Raw genomic sequence first — 19,609 nt, forward strand, 5'->3', positions numbered from 1 at the left:
CTGTCTTGCTTAGAAACTGGGCAGCAGAGTATATGTCCTAATTCATCATGCTATTAAAAGAACAATTGCCTACATCAATAGGAAGTGTAAAGAAAGTGAGATTGCTAAGTCACACTTAACATTGCCTAAACTAAAATAGTATTTAAAAATCTAGATCTGCGGCATAGCATGGCGATCAATACAAAGCCTACTTTCATAGATTGCATGATGATATGCAAAACAAAAAAGTGGCTATTTCTTATTGTAGGATAAGCTATGACAACTAAAAGTGAAGTTTTTTGGACGATATTTACTACATGTTTAGCATTTGTAATCATCCAACTTGATGTAACCATAGTAAACATTGCATTGCCATCAATAGGGGCATCCTTAGGAAGTTCTCTAGCTGGATTACAATGGATTATCGATGCGTACACGTTAGTTTTGGCAATTGTTTTATTAACGGCAGGTATATTAGGGGATAGGCTTGGGAGCAAACGAATTTTTATAGCCGGTTTTGCCATTTTTGGCTTGGCTTCATTTGCATGCGGTCTTTCAAGCTCTACGAGTATGTTAATAATTTCACGCGCATTTCAAGGTTTGGGTGGTGCATTAGTATTACCAACTTCATTAGCTTTAATCGCGCATGCATGCAAAGGCGATAATGTATTAAGAGCTAAAGCGGTAAGTATCTGGGCAGCATCAGGTGCATTAGCTACGGCGTTAGGGCCTGTGCTTGGTGGAGTACTTGTTACGTATCCAGGTTGGCAATGGATATTCTTTGTGAATATACCTATTTGCTTATGTGCCATTGCCATTACATTCAAAGTGGTGACAGAAACGACAAAAAGTGTTGAAGGTCGGTTCGATCTGTTAGGACAAATACTTATCAGCCTGAGTTTGTTAGCATTAATTAACAGTTTCATTAGAGTCGGAAGAGACGGTTGGGATCAGAATGTTATTTTAGGAATAGTGTTATTTGCCGTTCTCTTTGGCGCTTTCTTAATTAGGCAAGCTTTTTCTAGAAATCCTTTAGTACCACTGTCGATTTTTAAAATCATGCCTTTTTCATCATCAGTCCTTTCCGCATCTTTATTAAGCTTAACTTTTTATGGTTTGATATTTGTATTAACACTCTATTTTCACAAAGTTTTAGGTTACAGCCCAGCGGCATCTGGAGTTTCATTCCTTCCATTGACAGGAGTGATTATGATAGCAAATCTAAATAGTGTTAGGTTAGTAAAAAAGATCGGATATAGAGCCGCTATTTCTGTTGGTCTAGGTGTTGCGGCAATAGGTTATGGGTGGCTAGCATTACTTCCAGCGTATACAGGGATCATTGCAATGATTCCTGGAATGATGTTGGTTACGTTAGGTATGGGGACAGCTATTCCATTGACAACAACGGTAGTGATTGGAAGCGTAGATAAAACCATCTCAGGTACAGCATCAGCAATCTTAAATACCGGCAGGCAATTTGCAGGAGCGATTGGAGTAGCATTGTTTGGGACTATGGTTTCGGATAATGTTGAAAGTATTGCCGAAAATATTAATTACGTATATTTAGTTTCTGCTGTGTTACTCATTGCAGCAATGGTAAAGTCAATTATCTACGTCAAGCGAGATATAGTGTCAGAACCATTATCTTCAACAAACAAAAGTATTAAAACAATAACATAATTAAACATCAAAGGATAAGCCAAATGCCGCATATTGTATTGGAATATAGTGACAATATTGCAGAAGATTTTGAAGTGAAGGAAATGTTTTTCGAGTTACACAATGCGCTAATGAAATTGTGGGCATTTAAAAAGCAGGATTTTAAAAGTAGAGCTATTGAATACAATACTTATTTTATTGGTGATGGTGAGGAAAAAAACGCATTTGCCGCGCTGCAGATACAAATAATGTCAGGGAAGACAGATGAGGAAAAGATGGATATTAGTAAAGCTTCTTTAGAGATTTTGAAGAAGTATTGTAAAAATACATTACTTGAGAAAGAAGCAAGCATTTCTGTTCAAATTCTAGAAATTGATAAAAAGAATTATTCGAGGATTCAATCGTAATATTAAACTTTAAAGGAGTTGCTTATGTATGAGTTTGAAGGGAAACATGTGCTTGTGGTCGGTGGAAGCTCTGGTGTTGGTTTCGAAACTGCGCGTCAATTTATTAATTACGGAGCTCATGTAACTATTGCTTCAAGAAATAAAAAGAAGCTTGAGGATGCTAATTTAGAGCTTAATAATAAAGCAAAAATCAGCATTCTAGATTTTACTAACGACTCAAGCCTTTCAAGTTTTTTTGAAAAAGCTCAGAAGTGGGATCATGTGGTTATAACTGCAGCAGTGACACCAATGGGAAGCATAAAAGAGCTTACCCTCGACAATGCAAAAGCAGCGATGGAAAGTAAGTTCTGGGGAGCATATCGTATTGCCCGTGAAGTTAAAATTAATGCTGGCGGATCTTTAACTTTAGTATCTGGTTATTTGGCATCGCGACCGAAGAAAAATACAGTTTTACAGGGTGCAATTAACGCAGCTATTGATGGACTTGCTCGTGGCCTTGCTTTAGAAATGGCACCGGTGAGAGTCAACTCAGTTTCGCCTGGTTTAGTCATGACGCCGTTATGGGATAATATTGAAAGTAATAAAAGAAATGAAATGTATAGTTCAGCTAAGGATCGTCTTCCCGTTGCGCGTGTAGGTAAACCCAGCGATGTTGCTAAAGCAGTATTATTTTTAGCAGATAACGAATATACCACTGGTTCATCTCTTTTAATCGATGGGGGAGGAACCATAGCTAATTGATTTTTTTAGGGGGGAAATATATAGAACGTTCTATCTAATTCAATTTGTCAAAATCAGGATAATAATATGTTAAACAAGCGTAAGTTAGGTAATGAGGGTTTAGTCGTATCTGAAATCGGTTTGGGTTGCATGGGAATGAGTCAGTTTTATGGAGAAAGCGATGAACAGGAATCGATTGCAACACTGTTAAGTGCTGTAGATCTTGGGGTGACATACTTTGATACTGCGGAGAATTACGGACCATTTTTGAACGAGGAGCTATTAGGTAAAGCGTTTAAAGGTGTGCGCGAAAAGGTCACTATCGGGACAAAATTTGGCTTCTTATTTCAGGATGGAAAAGTTACGGGTGTTAACAGTAAGCCAGCCCATATAAGAAACGTTGTAGAAGGATCGCTGAAGCGTTTAGGCACTGACTATATAGATGTGTTATACCAACATCGCGTAGATCCTGAAGTCCCTATTGAAGACGTTATCGGTGAGATGGGACGTTTAGTCAAAGAAGGAAAAGTAAAATATCTCGGTTTATGTGAAGCAGGTGTTAGCATCATTAAACGTGCACATGCAGTACATCCCTTGTCAGTAATACAAAGTGAATATTCAATTTGGGAGCGTAACCTTGATGAAAACATTCGTCCACTTTTAGAAAGTCTAAATATCGGCTTGGTGACATTTTGCCCTTTAGGTCGTGGTTTTTTAACTGGGAAGGTAAAACCAGCCGAAGATTATGGAAGTGATGATTTTCGCTCATTAGACCCGCGTTTCAAGTATGAGAATTTTGAGCATAATCATAAAATTACTTCAACAGTAACTGAGATTGCCAATTCTATCGGGGTATCAGCATCACAATTATGCTTGAGTTGGATTCTATCTCAATCAGATAACATCGTTCCAATCCCAGGTACTAAGCGTAAAAAATATCTAGAAGAAAATGTGGCAGCCTCAAGAGTTGTTCTTCCGGATCATATTAAAACAGAGTTGGATAACTTGTTGCAAAACCTAAGTGTTGCCGGGCCGCGGTACGAAAACAAAATGATGGCTCTAATTAATCGCTAAAAATATAAAATATTTAATTAATTTGAGGATGCTAATGTGAAACTAATGAAACAACAAGAAAGTTGGGAACTAGATTGGCATAAACGTAAAGCCTCATTTATCGAAGAGTGTAATAGTGAATATAGTAACTTCCTTGATTGCCTAAATGATCCAGATAAAACACAATCCGATGTAATTGCTAATCTGGTCCAAGTTAGTGAACGTTCATTATTATGGAAAGAAGAAGGGTATATCGTTTCGCCTACTAATGCAGACACCTTTCGCAAGGCTTTGCCAATTCGGAGGTATCACGAATTTGCACCTTATATTGAACGGGATCTGGTCATAAAGGGTGGAGTGCTGTCATGTAGCCCAACGTTACGTTGGCTTAAAACAAGTGGGACTACTGGAAACTCTAAAAAAATCCCCTACACGCTTAACTGGCTGACACGTTACCGTATCCCGGCAATGAAAGCGATGTGGGCAACCTACCTCAAGCACTGCCCTGAAATGCTGGATAATCCGTATTCAGTGCTCGATATGCAGACGGTTAAGGAAGAACCAAGCGAATACATAAACGGCATTCCATATCAAAGTATTAGTAATCGGCATCCCCGACTAGATGCAGGGGACTGGTGTCCTCCATGGCTCGATGCGCCTTGGTTTACAGCAGATATGCCTCAAATACATGAAGAAAAAATGTATTACAGAGCTCGGTATTTAGTGGGGCGTCCTTTACATTTCATTAGTACTATCAATCCGAGTACGCTGATATCGATGCGTGACATCATGCATAACCAACGTAATCGTTTGATAGAAGATGTAAGAAATGGGACGTTGAATGGCGAAGAAAAGTTCGAAAAAGCACCACTATTAGCTGATCAATTAGACGTTATTTTATCTGAACCTAATTTTTCTTTCGTTGATATCTGGCCTAACTTGCAACTTTTTAGTTGCTGGGCTTCTGCTTCAGCGAGACTGTATAAAAGTCGATTAAACCAGCTATTACCTGGAGTTAAACAAATCCCATTTATGACGTGTGGAACTGAAGGCGTAGTAACGATTCCAATAGATGATAGCTTAGCCAGTCAACCACTTGCAATAAACCAAGCTTTTTACGAGTTTATTCCAAGTTACGTAAATCTTGATGAAATGCTTGATAACAACGAAGATGTGGAAACACTTCTTTTCAATGAGCTTGAAGAAGGAAAAGAATATCATTTGATTATGTCTCAGGCTAATGGCTTATGCCGCATGTCTACGGGTGATATTTTTCGTGTTGAAGGGTACATCGGACAGGTCCCAAGACTAAATTTTGTAGCGCGAGCAGGAATTTATCACTCATTTACTGGCGAGAAATTAACAGAAAACCATATTACTGAAGCTCTTGCTAGCTTTGCTAAGCAGAATGATTTAGAGCTTGGTTTATATATGTGTGGACCGAAATGGAAAGAAATTCCGGGCTATGTGCTTTTACTTGATGCCCCGTTAGATTTGTTAAAAACGAGTGATGAACTGTCTGAGCATTTGGACAAAGCGCTGCAAGAAGTTAACATAGAGTATGCCTCTAAACGAGAAAGTAATCGTTTAGATAGAATCGAAGTTATTCCAGTCTTCAACAATGCTTTATCAAAATACATTGATCTCAAACGCACGGCAGCTAATGCTGCACAATATAAATATAAGCCATTCTGTCAAGATGTACTATTTGTAGATGAAGTCCTTAGTTTGCAATAATAATCTTAATGCTAGGAGGAATTATGACAATTAGTAAGGAAGTCGATTTTTTTAATACTGAACAACATAAACTAGCAATTCACAAATGGTTACCTGATGATATCCGTGGAATTATTTACTATTTTCATGGGCTACAAAGTCATGGAGGTTGGCTTTGGGAGGCGGGTAGAGTATTCGCATCAAAGGGAATTGCTTTCGTATGTATTGATCGTCCCGGTAGCGGATTAAGCAGTGGTGACAGGAGTTCATTTCCTAATTCGTCAATTCTTCTTCAGGCGTATAATCAAGCTCTTAAGCATTGCCATGAAGAAATGCCATCAAATGTGCCGGTGTGTCTATTCGGGCACTGTTTAGGTGGTTCAGTATTGGCTGCTTTGCTGGCTGAAAATCACTTATCTTTTGACTATGACAAAGTTGTATTTTGTTCAACATGGTTAAGTAAGTTACATACGACACTTGATAAGGACGCACTTTCTTCAATAGCGTCTGAAGAAAGTGAAGAATTATGGGATGCCGAATTAAAAGCAGAAGATTTCACATCTGATAAAAAATACATCGATTTTATCGAAAACGATGCATTAGCGATAAGGAAAATAACAAAGAATAGTCGTAAGTATATTTTGGATTTGGAAAAGAAATATCATAACATTCAGATTCCAAATTCCGAAAACATGTACTATATCGCAGGATGCGAAGATAAAGTTATTAATCTCCCATTGGCGCTTAAATCATTTAAACTCTTATCAAAAGGAAACGGTACTATTTTACAGTTACCAACTGATAAGCACTACCTTTTTTTTACAAAATCTAAATGCACCTTAATTAGTTGGGTTTCCTCTCTCATTATTGATGAGAAGGAGGAGTATTTTGCTTAGAGCATTTATCTATAATGTAGACCAGGAAATGGAAACTTCTTTCGGTCATGCCGCCAAAATCAGACGTAATGCAGAAAGCGTTATACTTAAACTCGAAATGGAAGACCTTAGAGGCTTAGGTGAGTGTGCGCCAAGAAAGTATGTAACCGGCGAAACCTGTCAATCTGTAATCAAAGCTGCGGAGTACGTAAACCTTCATCATATTCACCTGTTGCTGATGAATTTGGATTCATATGAATTGGTGCGTTTCCTTTATGAAAATGGTACGGCTAACGTTTTGAAACTACCGCCAGGTAAAAACGTAGAGTGCTTATTTGAATTGGCTTTTTTGGATTTACTGGCGCAAAAAGAGAAAGTTTCTGTTAGTCAGTTAATACACAAAGCACTTAATAAATTTGATGAGCCGCTCGCTTGTAAAACAGTAAAATTTACAAAAGTGATTGATTTTACCTGTGTCGATAAAAGTAATTTAGGAGATCTGAAAGAGGCATCAGTTATCAAGATAAAAGTTGACAATGACATTAACCGGACAGTTAACTTGGTGAAACAGCTTCGTGAGGAGGTGGGGCCTGAAACTATTATTATCATTGATGCCAATATGAGTTGGTCTAGATCACTAGCCTTATTACATATGGATGCATTAAAGAATGACCATGGCATTATCTATGAAGAGCCTATCAAAAAGGGCGATTTTGAGGGATTGATGGCATTACGCCAACGAACTGGCTCGAAGGTAATGCTCGATGAGTCTTTAACCGGCATTGATGACGCAATCGCCAGTCTAGCTAACAAATCTTGTGAATTGTTTAATATTAGGCTGGCTAAATGTGGTGGTATTTTATCTGCATTGCGGCTCATTGAATTTGCTCGCAAACATAATTATCAGTATCAAATAGGCGTTCAAGTAGCGGAAGTTGGACCGCTTATCGCTGCTGAAAGACAGTTAGCTTTGTTGTGTAGTGACTTTATAACCATGGAAGCAGGGCAGTATGATCTATTTTTCAAAGATATGATTATTTGCCCAATTCCTTTAATTGATCGTGCCAGCTTGAGTATTCAACTGACATCTTTATGTAAAGGATTCGGTGTCGTACCGTCGAAGGAATTAACGCGGTTTACCTTCAAAGCTATCACAAACCCTAATTTAAATAACGAATTTGCGTGAGATAATTATGAAATACTTTTCAGATTTAGTAGTTAGTTTCCTTGTTCAACAGGGAATTGAATATGTTTCTTTCAACCCTGGCGCTTCTTTCAGAGGCATACACGACTCTTTAGTTGCCATGAGAGAGAAGCCCGGAACTCCACAGATATTGGTTTCATGTCATGAAGAAATTTCTGTGGCAATTGCTCATGGCTACTTCAAAGCATGTGGCAAGCACATGGCTGTGATTGTTCATGCTAACATTGGGTTACAACATGCTAGCATGGCTATATTCAATGCCTGGTGTGATCGCGTGCCACTTTTGGTTTTAGGAGGGAATGGGCCTATTGATGCAAGTAAGCGCCGTCCTTGGATAGACTGGATACATACCTCCCAATCTATTGACTCCATTATCAAAGACTACGTTAAGTGGAGTGATATGCCAATGAGCCAAAAGGCTGCGTTGGAATCTTTATATCGGGGCGCCTATCTAATGAATTCAGAAGCTAAGGCGCCCGTTTTCATTGCATTAGATTCAGAAATTCAAGAGGAAACGCTGCATCGCGGTTTGCAGCTCTACCCAGTTAATGCAAGTCAAGCTGCTCAATTGCCTGGTTTAGATAACCTGATATTAAGTAATCTGGTTACCCAAATGCTTTCCGCACAAAACCCTGTAATCATTACGGACCTTTCAGGAAAAGAACCTGAGACTGTTCCTTTGTTAATTCAATTAGCAGAAACGTTAGGTTGCGCAGTAATTGATAAAGGGGGGCGCTACAACTTTCCTAATACTCATGATTTATCTCTTAATGATGCTGCTCATGACATCATTCTAGACAGCGACATGATCTTAGCTTTTGAAGTACAAGACTTATGGGGTGCATTACAGCCTCTTGTCGAGAGCGGATATGATAATTTACCAACCATCATCAGTATTGGGACGAACAATTTGCTAATAAGCGATTGGGCAGCAGATTACCAACGTCTTTTACCGGTTAGCCAAATGTTACAAGCGAACATTGCTAGGAGTCTTGAGCAAATTTTAGCTTCGCTTGAGCTTCGTATTGAAGAGGTCGATACTGAAAAGCGCAAAGCACGATTGAAACAGATCAGTGAAAGGCATGTCTCAACACGCAATAGCTGGCAAGAACAAGCATTAAGCCATTCGGACGACAAAATTGTTCATGTAACCTCAGCCTTGCTGACAATTCATGATGCTCTTGAAAAGCATGACTGGATGGTCACAAACACGGGTAGTGTTACTATTAATGAGTGGGTCAAGCGCCTATGGAATCTGGATAAACCGGGATGTTATATAGGCTTAAGTGGCGGAGCAGGTTTGGGCTACGGACTCGGTGCTTCAATTGGAGCGGCATTGGCTCATAAGGGCAGCGATAAAGTCTGTATCAATCTGCAATCAGATGGGGATTTCCTCTATACGCCGAGCGCACTGTGGACTCTTTCACAATATGAAATCCCTCTATTAACGATTGTCATGAATAATAGCTTGTATTTAAATTCAAAACAGCACGCTGAAATCATTGCTGGTAATAGGCAGCGCAATGTATCCGATGCTGATATTGGCACGAGCTTTTACGAAAACCCTGTTGATTTCATTTCATTAGCTCAATCTTTCAATATTCATACTTCTGGGAGAGCGAGTACGCTTGCAGAACTCAAAAATTCTTTAGAAGAAGCGATTGATTATATCCTCAAAGAGCGTAAGCCTGCGCTTGTCGAACTTATAATGCAATAAAGTATTTAGGAGCTGTTATGAAAGGGATCGTTAGCTTTGCAGAATATGAATGCAAGGGGCAGCGTCAGTTAGCTTTGATTGATATTAATGGAGTTGAAATTCACTTCAAAACTGAAAATAATATTTATCTGTTGTTGAATGAGAGTAGATTAACCTCAGAAAATATATTTTCTTACATTAATACCTCTTTTGAAAAGGTCGAACCACCACCATTAGGCGCTAAGGTAACCTATTGTTTGCCTGCGCAGCCTTGTTCTTCATCACAAGGCATGGTTAGTGGTTTTGGCTTAGCTCATTTAAATAAAGTTTCTCCTGATAAGCTAAATGATGCTGGTAAACTTGATGGTTATCCCTCATGGTTTTTTAAAGGATTTGCAAATAGTCTAAAGATGAATGATGAGGTTATAAAATTAAGTGAAGCTGCGGTTTCTGTCTGTGAGGAGGCCGAGATTGTACTCATTTATTATATCAATGCTGAATCACTTCCTATATATTTAGGCTTCACGTTTGGTAACGACCTTACTGATATAGGACAGATTCGCGGAAACCCTTCGCATTTATCATACGGGAAGCTTGCCGATAGCGCTATTCATCCGTTTATTTTTCTGGCTCCGCCACCAGCAAAAATTATAGGAGACGTCAGTATATATCGTGATAATGAAAAAATTTGGTCTCGGGATATTATAAATGGTAGCGAGGTATTAGCTTATCCCGTGGAAAAAATGATGTCGAAACTCTGGATGCATCATAGTTTGTGCGTCCCAGGTATGGTGCATTATGTCTATATTGGTGCTGATAAAAACAGTATAGATTTTGGAGTCAAAATTAAAAATAACGACAAAGTCAATATCGAATTTCCTGATTATAATGTTTTAATAAGTAATTCTATAGCTTTGCATGGGGGAGCATGATGACTTTTTCTAACTCAGCGCAAGAACTGTTACCCAACGACATAAAACTAATACGTAAATTAACCGCAACAGAGGCAGGTTTCGCTTATCTGCATTCGCTGGCGAAAGGAACCAGCCAGGTTTTGTCACATATAGAACTTAACAAATTACTTCAATATGAAAAATTAGTTTGTGCTGCCCGTAAATTATTTTATTATCACCAAATTCTACGAACTTGTATCCATGAGTTAGGCGATGAATTATGGTTCAATGAATTCTCGGAATTTGAGAGAATCAATATCTCTTACACAGTTGCCAGTAAAGCAGATGAACTCGATAGCATCTTTAACACTGAGTTATCTGAAAGTTTAAATTCATCCATCTCTCTATGGCGTTTACACTTAGTGAATGTAATTGGTGACCAAGTTTCTTACATTATCTTTTCACGAAATCATGTTGTATCCGATGGGTTTACAACTTCCTTGTTCTTTGAGTTACTTTTGAAAAACTTGGATGGATTTATCTTCGAGCAAGACAAATTTGAAAGCCTTCCTTCATTTTCGACGGCCAGTTTAACCCCCAAAGGGTTTATTCAATCTAGCAAGCTTGCTCCTCCTTTTACTTTCAATAAGTTTATTAAATTAGAGGAAAGAAAGCCGCTGTTTTTGGATTTAAATATTAGCAAGCAGCAAAGTTCTAAATTAATATCATTTGCTAAATCAAACGGGTTGACAATAACGCAACTGTTGTCTGCGTTGTTTGTTAAGGTTTTTTGTCTTACCATGAATAAAGAATCTTGCAATTTATACACTGCTGTTTCTTTACGATCTAATATGTCGGATTCTATGCAAGCGCTTTGCATGGGATGTCATATCTCAGTAGTTCACACAGTGCCAAATGTCAACGAAAATAACCTCGTTAGCCTTGCTAAAGACTGTGGCCTAAAGCTGAATGATGCGATAAATAATTGGAAACCTTCCACGCACTCTCATGCATTTATCAGGCAATCTGTTTTACAGCTTGTTCAAGCTAAAAGCGCAAATGGTATAGCTATTACGAACGTGGGCAACATCAGTAGTACGCGTTTCCCAGATAGACTACAACCTACCAGTATGCGCACAGTGGTTAACCGGCTCTGTGGTAATTACGCTGTCGTTCTTCATGTCCTCAGCCTTAACGGTCATTTAGGAGCAGCATTTTCATGGTCCAACATCGCTATGAATGAAGACGATGCTGTCAAACTGCATAAGAATTTCTTAAAACTTATGGAAGAGTGTGATTAATATACTGGTTGTTTTTTATTGCTATGATAAATAAAAGAGAAGTAATTCTTAAGTCTGCTTTACAGCTCTTTAGAAAAAAAGGGTTTCATGCTGTTGGTGTCGATGAAATTATTGAAGTGGCTGGCGTTGCACGCATGACACTTTATAACCATTTCGGCTCCAAGGATAACTTAATCGTTACCTTGTTACAGGAAAGAGGGGAGTATCTGATGCTTGCCTTAAATGAAAATATTTTGAAGGAGGAATCTTTAAAATCAAAGATAATTTCCATATTTGATTGGCATTCTTCCATGTCTTATTCTTGCTGTCATGCTACTAATATTTTTACTATGGCAATGTCAGAATATCATTGCATTGATGGTTGTGTGCGAAAGGTTATTGATGATTTTAAGTCCAGTAAGTATCGTCTCATCAGAGATTTACTTTTGGAGGAGTTTTGCTACGCGGAGGCCGAGCGAAAGGCTTTGGTTATATTTTCTTTGCTAGAAGGTGCTTTTATTACGTCTTTAACTCTTGGAAAGCGCGAATCTTTCAAATTTGCACGCGAACATGTAATAAACAACTTCTAATTATTATTAAGGTAAACAAATGACTGACATGATAGTAGAATTACGTAAACAAGTTGTGGATCTAGATCGTGAACTTATCAAATTATTATCTGAACGATTCAAATTAACTCGCTCCATCGGCTCTCTGAAACATGCTGCGGGTTTGCCTGCTGTTGATGATGCAAGAGTCATTGATTTTCTTCGTCGATGGGAAGATGTAGCAAGTGAACATGACGTTCCTGCTCGGTTTATCACAAGTATTGCATCTCATATTCATAACTTAGTTGTAGAGGATCATAAGCAACGTTTTCCCGTAGATCATCGGTAGCTATATTTTGCAACCAACGTCCCACGACCAGCAGACGTGGGATCTGGTAACGACCCTGGCATGATGGGGCTGGCGACTGACCCTATCGGCCAGTCAGCATTATGAGATAAGACAGACATTGCGCGTAGCGCATAGTTCCTGGCTAGTCGATGATGTTCGCCGGCACTTTTTTCCCTTTGGGCAGCGTGACGATTAGCGCGTGGGCGGTATCGTCATCGGCGGAAAAGGAGGAAACATCCTTGTAAACTTTGCCGCCGCGTTCAAGAAAATCGCCCAGCCGCATTTCGACAGTCACATATCGGGACGTCTGAGCATAGGTTCGCGTTGCTTCAAGCGCATTGCTGCCGTACATGACGTTTAGCGATGGCGTACCGAGGTCTTGGGCCCGTGATTCTTTGGGAATATACGCATATGCCGTGCCTATCGGTACGTTCATCCTCTGACGGCTCAAATAGTTAGGATTTAATTGTTCGTGAAGAAATATTCTCGCGCTGGATTTTGGGTTGCCCGCTATCATCCCGTTTTTGACAAATTCTCTGGGCGTGGTGCGGTATACCGAAGACTCGCTGTTCAAGCCCGGAATCGAACGCATGGGGTCATACTCATTCAAAAAACGTTCCCTCTCAGGCGAGCTCAATTGCCTGATCGATGTTAATTCTTCGCCTGACTGGGTTCTGGCATTGACGCGAACCGGCGAAGCGCTAGGGGAAGACGCATTGGATGAATCATAGCGGCTGCTGGAGCCGGATATACACATATTACCCATTGCTGACTCCTGACTGGAGGTTAAAATGTCCTTTTAATCGTGCTGATGTATCGACAAAGTTTTCGAAGTACTCTACCAGCCGTACTTTATTCAATTGTTGAACGGGAAAGCGGCTATGCAGAGTCACCTGTTCGTCGTTTCTATTAACGCCTAAGACCAACAATGGTTGTTTGACGTTTATGTCGTTAAAATAGGCAATATCCCTATACAATTTATCGGGCGCCAACGTTGAGACGCCAAGATTAATTACCAAATGCAGCCAGTCGTCTTTATCTTGAAATAGGGCTACCTCATCGCTTCCACCTATTTTTATTGCATACACTTCGCCGTCTTGGGGGCTTAGCGTCGAACGATCAACCCGGTAATAGTCCAGCAGGTCTTTTATAATGTCATTCCGCATAAAACCACATCCTATAAATAATGAATTACGTAGGGAGTATGTGGTGACAGGAGGCAAAAAGTTCACTTGGGAGCGTTTTTCGTGTCTGAAAAGGCCGCAATCATGGCGACCTTTCCGGTTGCATGCCATCTCAAAGCTCGAAACCCGGCGCGACCTCTTTCACCGGTTTCCGGCATTCAGCCGGTTTGGGGGTTCCCGCCGGCAGATTTTTGCAGTCGGGCGCGAAAGGATTGAGCGCATCACGGTTGAGGTAAAGGATAAATACTATCAGGATGATCAGCGGGATCAGGATTCGTTTTTTCTTCATCTTTAAATTTCTTGTTGTGATAGAGCAGACAACGTTGAATGGATGATCAATTTTTGATAAGACCATGATCATTAACGTTGCAAACCTGGTGTGAATGTTAAGTTAAAAATCGACTGGATTTTAACTTTTTATTGTTCATCTGTCTTTAAGTCGTTCACCATTTGTTTTGCCTTAAGGTCATGACACCGCGCACTATGATGGCGCAATGTTGCCCGTTGGTTGTGCATGTTAGTCACGCTTATTTAAATAAAAAACATTAAAATCAATAAATTAAAATCTGGCACGGTTTTCGCTAATTAGAATTCAATCTTGTATACTAGATGGGATTCAAATTATGCCGCCAAAGACAGGACTTACCCTTGGGGAATGGAAACAGCATTATCAGCAATATGCCGGTGCAATAAATGAGACGCTGGAAACGCTGCTTGCCAGCCTCTCTATTGACGACCCGGCGTGGATCTATCTGGCGACGCCTGAACAGTTGCGGCAACAGATTGCGACGTTACACGCCAGACAAGGCGAGCACCCGGACGCATTGCCGCTGTTCGGCGTGCCTTTTGCGGTAAAAGACAATATCGATGTGGCGGGTTGGCCGACCAGCGCGGCTTGTCCGGCATTTACTTATCAGGCGGAACATGACGCCACGGCGGTGGCGAAGCTGAAAGCGGCGGGCGCGATCGTGATAGGTAAAACCAACCTCGATCAGTTCGCTACCGGGTTGGTAGGCACCCGCTCGCCGTTTGGCGCGGTGCCTAACACCTTTAATCCGGCTTATATCAGCGGCGGCTCCAGTTCCGGTTCCGCCTCCGTGCTGGCGCGCGGTCTGGTGGGCTTCTCGCTGGGTACGGATACGGCGGGATCGGGGCGCGTTCCCGCCGGGTTTAACAATATTGTCGGCCTGAAACCGACCAAAGGTTGGTTATCCGCCAGCGGCGTGGTGCCTGCCTGTCGCCTGAATGACACCTTGTCGATATTCGCCCTGACCGTCGAAGATGCCTTTACGGTGGCGGAACTGGCCGGGGGTTTTGATGCCACGGACGCCTATTCGCGCCGCAATCCGGGACGAGCGCCAGCGGCGCTGCCGAAAGCGCCGCGGTTTGCTATTCCGGCAACGCCGACCTTCTTTGATGATCCGCAGGCGCTAGCGGCGTGGGAAAACGCGCTGGAGGGGCTGAAAAACAGCGGAGCGACGCTGCACCCCATCGATTTCAGCCTATTTAACCAGCTAGCCGAACAGTTGTACCAAGGGCCGTGGGTAGCCGAGCGCACCGTGGCCGTCGGCGATATGTTGCGGCATGCCGACCAGATGGATTCGGTGGTGCAGGGGATTGTCGCCAGCGGTGAACGCTTCAGCGCGGTGGAGGCGTTTAAGGCGGAATATCTGCGTGCGGAATTGAGCCGTCAGATCCAGCAGACGCTGGCGGCGTTTGATGCGCTGGTGGTGCCGACCTCGCCGACCATTCATACGCTGGAAGCGATGAAGCAGGAACCGGTACGTTATAACTCGCAGTTAGGTACTTACACCAACTTCACCAATCTGGCGGATTTGTCGGCGCTGGCGCTGCCCGCGCCGTTGCGTGCAGATGGTTTGCCCGCCGGTATCACGCTGCTGGCCCCGGCATGGCACGATCGCGCGTTGGCGACTTTCGGCCTGCGCTGGCAGACGCAACTGGCGCTCGAACTGGGGGCAACCGGCAAGTCTGCGCCTTCTCATTTCGCCGTTTTACCGCCTTCTTCTCTGCACGTCCGGCTGGCGGTGGTCGGCGCGCATCTGACCGGCATGCCGCTCAATCATCAACTCACCAGCCGTGATGCCGTGTGGGTGGAAGAAACTCAAACTGCCGATACTTACCGTCTCTATGCGCTGGCGAATACGCAACCCGCGAAGCCTGGTCTGGCAAAAAGCAGCGACGGCGCGGCGATTATCGTCGAACTGTGGGATATCCCGCTGGCGCGTTTTGGCGAATTCGTTGCGGAGATCCCCGCGCCATTGGGGATTGGCACTTTGACGCTGGCCGACGGACGGCAGGTTAAAGGCTTTATTTGCGAACCCGCCGCACTGAGCGATGCCCTCGATATCACCGAATTCGGCGGCTGGCGCAACTGGCTCGCCCGCAAGGAGGCCAGCGATGTTTAATACAGTATTAATCGCCAACCGGGGCGAAATTGCGTGCCGTGCAATCCGTACCCTGAAGCGTTTGGGGGTGACCAGCGTAGCGATTTACTCCGACGCCGATAAAAACGCGCAGCATGTCAAAGCGGCCGATATCGCGCTGCCGATCGGCGGCGAGAAGGCCAGCGACAGCTATCTGTGTATCGATAAAGTGATCGCCGCCGCGCAGCAGTCCGGGGCGCAGGCGATTTGGCCGGGATACGGTTTTCTATCAGAAAGCCTGCCGTTTGCCGCTGCCTGCGAACAAGCCGGGATCGCGTTCGTCGGGCCGACCGCCCGGCAAATCGGCGAGTTCGGCCTGAAGCATCGCGCGCGTGAACTTGCGGCGCAGGCGGGGGTTCCGATGACGCCGGGGACGCCGCTGCTCTCGTCGCTGGAGGCGGCGCTGTCGGCGGCGGAAAACATTGGCTACCCGGTGATGTTGAAAAGCACCGCGGGCGGCGGCGGCATCGGCCTGACCCGCTGTGCGGATGCCGCCGCATTACGGGCCGCCTGGGAAAGCGTGCGTCGTTTGGGCGAGCAATTCTTCAGCGATGCCGGTGTGTTTCTTGAACGCTGTATTGATCGCGCCCGCCATGTGGAAGTGCAGATTTTTGGCGATGGCAAAGGCCGGGTGGTGGCGCTGGGCGAACGCGACTGTTCGTTGCAGCGGCGCAATCAGAAAGTCGTGGAGGAAACCCCAGCGCCGCATCTGCCTGCTGCAACGCGGGCGGCATTACTGGCTTCGGCGATCAAGCTAGGCGAATGCGTGAATTACCGCAGCGCGGGAACGGTGGAATACATCTACGACGCCGAACATGATGAATTCTTTTTTCTTGAAGTGAATACCCGTTTGCAGGTTGAACACCCGGTGACGGAGTGCGTGACCGGGCTCGATTTGGTGGAGTGCATGTTGCAGGTGGCGGCGGATGAACCGCTGGACTGGTCGCGTCTGACCGCCGCGCCGCAGGGCGCGGCCATCGAAGTGCGTATCTATGCCGAAGATCCGCTGAAAAACTTCCAGCCAAGTCCCGGCGTATTGACGGAAGCGGCTTTCCCGGCGGATGTGCGGGTGGATGGCTGGGTCAGTACCGGCACCGAGGTTTCGGCGTATTACGATCCGATGATCGCCAAACTGATCGTGCACGCGGCTACCCGCGATCAGGCGCTGGAAAAAATGCGCCGGGCGCTGAATGAAACGCGGCTGCATGGTATCGCCACCAATCTTGACTATCTGCGCCAGATCATCGCCACTGACGCGTTTCGCAACGGTAAGGTGTGGACGCGACTGCTCGACGGCTTCACCCCGGCGGCGTCGGTTATCGAAGTGGTGCAGCCCGGCACCTGGAGCAGCGTGCAGGACTATCCTGGTCGTCTGGGGTATTGGGATATCGGCGTACCGCCATCCGGCCCGATGGATGATTTCGCGTTCCGGCTGGCAAACCGCGTTGTGGGTAATGACGCATCGGCGGCGGGACTGGAGTTCACGCTGCAAGGGCCGATATTGCGCTTTCACTGTGATGCCGTGATCGCCCTGACGGGAGCGGTATGTCCCGCCGAACTTGACGGGCAGGCTGTCGGCTACTGGCGGCCTGTCACGGTGAAAGCCGGACAAACGCTGACGCTGGGGCGGGCGCAGTCCGGCTGCCGCACCTATCTGGCGGTGCGCAACGGTATTGATGTGCCGCGCTATCTTGGCAGTCGTTCGACCTTTGCGCTGGGAGAATTTGGCGGTCATGCAGGCCGCACGCTGCGGGTGGCGGATATGTTGGCGATTTCCCAACCCGATTTACCGGCCTGCGCTACGCCCGCGCCGGTTAGCGCACCGCAGGCCGTCGATACGGCACTGATCCCGGCTTACGGCGACGAGTGGCGCATTGGCGTGCTTTACGGGCCGCACGGCGCGCCGGATTTCTTTACCCACGAAGCGATTGACGAATTTTTTGCCGCCGAATGGCAGGTGCACTACAACTCCAATCGGCTGGGGGTGCGGCTGGTCGGCCCGAAACCAAGCTGGACCCGCGCCAACGGCGGTGAGGCCGGTTTGCACCCCTCCAACGTACATGATTGCGAATACGCGATCGGCGCGGTGAATTTTACCGGCGATTTCCCGGTTATTCTCACCCGCGACGGGCCGAGTCTCGGCGGTTTTGTTTGCCCGGTCACCATCGCCAAAGCGGAACTGTGGAAAGTCGGGCAGGTGAAACCGGGCGATCGCATCCGTTTCCATCCCATCAGCGCCGAGGAAGCGCTGGCGCGGGAACAGGCGCAGGCGGAAAGCGTCAGAACGTTGTCAACCACGCCTAAGCCTGTTTTTGCGGCGCCGTCGCTGACCGCGACCGAACTGGGCTCCGCCACGCTGCTGGCGGTGACGCAAGCCACGGCCAGCACGCCGACGGCGGCCTATCGTCAGGCGGGAGATAACTACATCCTCATTGAATATGGCGATAATGTGCTGGATCTGGCGTTGCGTCTGCGAGTGCATTTGCTGATGACCGCCATCCGCGAATCCGGCATGCCGGGCGTGGAGGAGCTATCGCCGGGGGTGCGCTCGCTACAGATCCGCTATGACAGCCAGGTTATCAGCCAACGGGCATTGCTGGATGGTTTGCTTGATCTGGAAACGCGTCTTGGCGATGTCAGCCAGATGAAAGTGCCGTCGCGCATTGTGCATTTGCCGATGGCGTTCGAGGACAGCGCGACGCTCGGCGCGGTCGAACGCTACCGGGAAACGGTACGCGCCAATGCGCCCTGGTTGCCGAATAATGTCGATTTCATTCAACGCATCAACGGGCTGCCCGACCGCGAGGCGGTGCGCGACATTATTTTCGACGCCAGCTATTTGATCCTCGGTCTGGGCGATGTCTACCTCGGCGCGCCCTGCGCGGTGCCGGTCGATCCGCGTCACCGGCTGCTGAGTTCCAAATACAACCCGGCGCGCACCTTTACCGCCGAAGGCACCGTCGGCATCGGCGGGATGTACATGTGCATCTACGGCATGGACTCACCCGGCGGTTATCAACTGGTGGGGCGCACGCTGCCTATCTGGAACAAGTTTCTCAAAAACAGTCAGTTCGCCGCGGGCGAGCCCTGGCTGCTGCGCTTTTTCGATCAGGTTCGTTTCTATCCGGTCAGTGAAGAACAACTGACGGCGCTGCGCGATGATTTCCGTGAAGGGCGCGCCAGCATCAGGATTGAGGACACGGAGTTCGATTTTGCCGCCCACACCCATTTTCTAGCGGAGCAGGCAGCGGATATCGCCGCATTCCGCCAACGGCAGTCAGCGGCGTTTGAAACCGAAGTGGCGCTGTGGCGGCAGGAAGAGGCCGATACGCCTACCGACCTCGCCCCGGCGTTGCCGGTGGAAAGCGATGATGACGCGCAGCCGGTCTGCGCCGATATGAACGGCAATATCTGGAAAGTGCTGGTGAACGTGGGAGACGACGTGGCGGCCGGTCAGCCGTTGATTATCGTCGAGGCGATGAAAATGGAGCTCGCCATCACATCACCGCAAGCTGGTCGTATCAAACGCATCGGCTGCCAGCCTGGACGACCAGTCAGCCCTGGAGAGACGCTGCTGTGGCTGGAGTAATACCCACACCCAC

17 protein-coding genes are annotated in these 19,609 nt (G+C 45.5%); 14 read left to right on the top strand and 3 right to left on the bottom strand.

The features are described from left to right. Positions 1-255: 255 nt before the first annotated feature. The 12 genes from NC856_RS01370 to NC856_RS01425 all read left to right on the top strand — a co-directional run bounded on the left by NC856_RS01370 (position 256) and on the right by NC856_RS01425 (position 12,379). Positions 256-1,659 (top strand): MFS transporter, encoded by a 1,404-nt coding sequence (locus NC856_RS01370; protein ID WP_264088616.1) that lies wholly within the window; start codon positions 256-258, stop codon positions 1,657-1,659. 23 nt (positions 1,660-1,682) lie between these two features. After that, a complete protein-coding gene (locus NC856_RS01375) occupies positions 1,683-2,045 on the top strand; it encodes a 5-carboxymethyl-2-hydroxymuconate Delta-isomerase (protein ID WP_264088618.1) in 363 nt (120 codons plus the stop codon). Between the two features lie 24 nt (positions 2,046-2,069). Then, positions 2,070-2,786 (top strand): SDR family oxidoreductase, encoded by a 717-nt coding sequence (locus NC856_RS01380; RefSeq protein WP_264088619.1) that lies wholly within the window; start codon positions 2,070-2,072, stop codon positions 2,784-2,786. Positions 2,787-2,852: 66 nt separating this feature from the next. After that, positions 2,853-3,839, top strand: coding sequence for an aldo/keto reductase (locus NC856_RS01385; protein ID WP_264088620.1), 987 nt, complete (start codon positions 2,853-2,855; stop codon positions 3,837-3,839). A 45-nt stretch (positions 3,840-3,884) separates the two neighbouring features. Next, positions 3,885-5,555, top strand: coding sequence for a GH3 auxin-responsive promoter family protein (locus NC856_RS01390; protein ID WP_264088621.1), 1,671 nt, complete (start codon positions 3,885-3,887; stop codon positions 5,553-5,555). A 23-nt stretch (positions 5,556-5,578) separates the two neighbouring features. Beyond that, positions 5,579-6,430, top strand: a complete 852-nt coding sequence (locus tag NC856_RS01395; RefSeq protein ID WP_264088622.1) for a lysophospholipase — start codon at positions 5,579-5,581, stop codon at positions 6,428-6,430. Beyond that, positions 6,423-7,595 (top strand): enolase C-terminal domain-like protein, encoded by a 1,173-nt coding sequence (locus NC856_RS01400; protein ID WP_264088623.1) that lies wholly within the window; start codon positions 6,423-6,425, stop codon positions 7,593-7,595. Before NC856_RS01395 ends, NC856_RS01400 begins: the two co-directional genes overlap by 8 nt. 7 nt (positions 7,596-7,602) lie before the next feature. Next, positions 7,603-9,330, top strand: coding sequence for a thiamine pyrophosphate-binding protein (locus NC856_RS01405; RefSeq protein ID WP_264088624.1), 1,728 nt, complete (start codon positions 7,603-7,605; stop codon positions 9,328-9,330). 17 nt (positions 9,331-9,347) lie between these two features. Continuing rightward, positions 9,348-10,241 (top strand): hypothetical protein, encoded by an 894-nt coding sequence (locus NC856_RS01410; protein WP_264088625.1) that lies wholly within the window; start codon positions 9,348-9,350, stop codon positions 10,239-10,241. Next, a complete protein-coding gene (locus NC856_RS01415) occupies positions 10,238-11,503 on the top strand; it encodes a phthiocerol/phthiodiolone dimycocerosyl transferase family protein (RefSeq protein WP_264088626.1) in 1,266 nt (421 codons plus the stop codon). Before NC856_RS01410 ends, NC856_RS01415 begins: the two co-directional genes overlap by 4 nt. 23 nt (positions 11,504-11,526) lie before the next feature. Beyond that, entirely contained in the window at positions 11,527-12,072 is a 546-nt protein-coding gene (locus NC856_RS01420) for a TetR/AcrR family transcriptional regulator (protein WP_264088627.1), read from the top strand. Between the two features lie 19 nt (positions 12,073-12,091). Beyond that, the gene (locus NC856_RS01425) at positions 12,092-12,379 is read left to right on the top strand and encodes a chorismate mutase (RefSeq protein ID WP_264088628.1); all 288 of its coding nucleotides are present in this window, start codon (positions 12,092-12,094) and stop codon (positions 12,377-12,379) included. Between the two features lie 142 nt (positions 12,380-12,521). Here NC856_RS01425 and NC856_RS01430 read toward each other — a convergent pair whose 3' ends face one another. From NC856_RS01430 to NC856_RS01440, 3 genes are all read right to left on the bottom strand, one after another. Next, complete coding sequence (locus NC856_RS01430) at positions 12,522-13,145, bottom strand: AvrPphF family type III effector (RefSeq protein WP_264088629.1); 624 nt, start codon at positions 13,143-13,145, stop codon at positions 12,522-12,524. Then, positions 13,138-13,545 (bottom strand): CesT family type III secretion system chaperone, encoded by a 408-nt coding sequence (locus NC856_RS01435; RefSeq protein WP_264088630.1) that lies wholly within the window; start codon positions 13,543-13,545, stop codon positions 13,138-13,140. Before NC856_RS01435 ends, NC856_RS01430 begins: the two co-directional genes overlap by 8 nt. A 130-nt stretch (positions 13,546-13,675) precedes the next feature. Beyond that, entirely contained in the window at positions 13,676-13,852 is a 177-nt protein-coding gene (locus NC856_RS01440) for a hypothetical protein (RefSeq protein ID WP_264088631.1), read from the bottom strand. Positions 13,853-14,186: 334 nt separating this feature from the next. Between NC856_RS01440 and atzF the strand changes: the two genes are divergently transcribed. Together atzF and uca are read left to right on the top strand one after the other, a co-directional pair. Then, on the top strand, positions 14,187-15,989 hold the full coding sequence (gene atzF / locus NC856_RS01445; protein ID WP_264088632.1) for an allophanate hydrolase: 1,803 nt from the start codon (positions 14,187-14,189) through the stop codon (positions 15,987-15,989). Further along, positions 15,982-19,596, top strand: coding sequence for an urea carboxylase (gene uca, locus NC856_RS01450; protein WP_264088633.1), 3,615 nt, complete (start codon positions 15,982-15,984; stop codon positions 19,594-19,596). Before atzF ends, uca begins: the two co-directional genes overlap by 8 nt. Positions 19,597-19,609 lie beyond the last annotated feature (13 nt).

This window comes from Brenneria izbisi (assembly GCF_025840185.1).
GTDB classification, from domain to species: domain Bacteria; phylum Pseudomonadota; class Gammaproteobacteria; order Enterobacterales; family Enterobacteriaceae; genus Brenneria; species Brenneria izbisi.

What these genes read in the sequence shown, in the direction of transcription:
- NC856_RS01420 (WP_264088627.1), top strand. Translation starts at nt 11,527, where the DNA reads ATGATAAATAAAAGAGAAGTAATTCTTAAGTCTGCTTTACAGCTCTTT.
- NC856_RS01390 (WP_264088621.1), top strand. Translation starts at nt 3,885, where the DNA reads ATGAAACAACAAGAAAGTTGGGAACTAGATTGGCATAAACGTAAAGCC.
- NC856_RS01435 (WP_264088630.1), bottom strand. Translation starts at nt 13,545, where the DNA reads ATGCGGAATGACATTATAAAAGACCTGCTGGACTATTACCGGGTTGAT.
- NC856_RS01405 (WP_264088624.1), top strand. Translation starts at nt 7,603, where the DNA reads ATGAAATACTTTTCAGATTTAGTAGTTAGTTTCCTTGTTCAACAGGGA.
- NC856_RS01425 (WP_264088628.1), top strand. Translation starts at nt 12,092, where the DNA reads ATGACTGACATGATAGTAGAATTACGTAAACAAGTTGTGGATCTAGAT.
- NC856_RS01430 (WP_264088629.1), bottom strand. Translation starts at nt 13,145, where the DNA reads ATGGGTAATATGTGTATATCCGGCTCCAGCAGCCGCTATGATTCATCC.
- NC856_RS01395 (WP_264088622.1), top strand. Translation starts at nt 5,579, where the DNA reads ATGACAATTAGTAAGGAAGTCGATTTTTTTAATACTGAACAACATAAA.
- uca (WP_264088633.1), top strand. Translation starts at nt 15,982, where the DNA reads ATGTTTAATACAGTATTAATCGCCAACCGGGGCGAAATTGCGTGCCGT.
- NC856_RS01380 (WP_264088619.1), top strand. Translation starts at nt 2,070, where the DNA reads ATGTATGAGTTTGAAGGGAAACATGTGCTTGTGGTCGGTGGAAGCTCT.
- NC856_RS01370 (WP_264088616.1), top strand. Translation starts at nt 256, where the DNA reads ATGACAACTAAAAGTGAAGTTTTTTGGACGATATTTACTACATGTTTA.
- atzF (WP_264088632.1), top strand. Translation starts at nt 14,187, where the DNA reads ATGCCGCCAAAGACAGGACTTACCCTTGGGGAATGGAAACAGCATTAT.
- NC856_RS01440 (WP_264088631.1), bottom strand. Translation starts at nt 13,852, where the DNA reads ATGAAGAAAAAACGAATCCTGATCCCGCTGATCATCCTGATAGTATTT.
- NC856_RS01415 (WP_264088626.1), top strand. Translation starts at nt 10,238, where the DNA reads ATGATGACTTTTTCTAACTCAGCGCAAGAACTGTTACCCAACGACATA.
- NC856_RS01385 (WP_264088620.1), top strand. Translation starts at nt 2,853, where the DNA reads ATGTTAAACAAGCGTAAGTTAGGTAATGAGGGTTTAGTCGTATCTGAA.
- NC856_RS01410 (WP_264088625.1), top strand. Translation starts at nt 9,348, where the DNA reads ATGAAAGGGATCGTTAGCTTTGCAGAATATGAATGCAAGGGGCAGCGT.
- NC856_RS01375 (WP_264088618.1), top strand. Translation starts at nt 1,683, where the DNA reads ATGCCGCATATTGTATTGGAATATAGTGACAATATTGCAGAAGATTTT.